This is a genomic window from Polaromonas sp. P1_E3, from assembly GCF_056405935.1.
Map to the genome: position 1 here is coordinate 1 of NZ_JBFUBD010000839.1, position 575 is coordinate 575.

General features: G+C 54.0%; 1 protein-coding gene. It reads left to right on the forward strand.

What is annotated here, in order from left to right; all coding sequences use genetic code 11:
• A partial coding sequence (locus AC1D0Z_RS23855; protein ID WP_477660581.1) for an EamA family transporter occupies nucleotides 1-366 on the forward strand: 366 nt, incomplete at its 5' end.
• Nucleotides 367-575: the final 209 nt, after the last annotated feature.

Genomic DNA, 575 nt, shown 5'->3' on the forward strand with positions numbered 1-575 from the left:
CCCGCGGGCTTTGCCAGCGAAATGTTGTGTGGCGGCGCGGTGTTGATGGTGATTTCTCTTGCATTGGGTGAGCACCGCGAGGCTGCCGCAAACTGGCCGGCGCAGCCCGAAGCCGTGCTTGCCTGGCTCTATCTTGTGGTGTTTGGCTYGCTCATCGCCTTCAGCGCCTACCTCTACTTGCTGGCCAATGCCTCACCTGCAGTGGCCACGAGCTACGCCTTTGTGAACCCCTTGATCGCGATTTTTCTGGGCGCATTCTTCGCCGGAGAGCGCGTCACAGGGGGTGAATGGGCCGCCTGCGGCGTGATTCTCATGGGCGTTTTCCTGATTTTCAGAGGTAAATCTGCAACATCCAGGCGCAAATAAAGTGCGTTTCCACTAGGAAACAGGGTTTTTCTCCAGTAGCATCCGCATTGCCACAAGGAAGAGTAGTTATCCGTGTGGTGATTTATCAACTTCTAGAAGGAAAATCAATCATGGCAACTGCAAAAAAAGCACCGGCTAAAAAAGCGCCTGCAAAAAAGGCTGCTCCGGCAAAGAAAGTAGCTGCGAAGAAAGCAGCTCCTGCAAAGAAG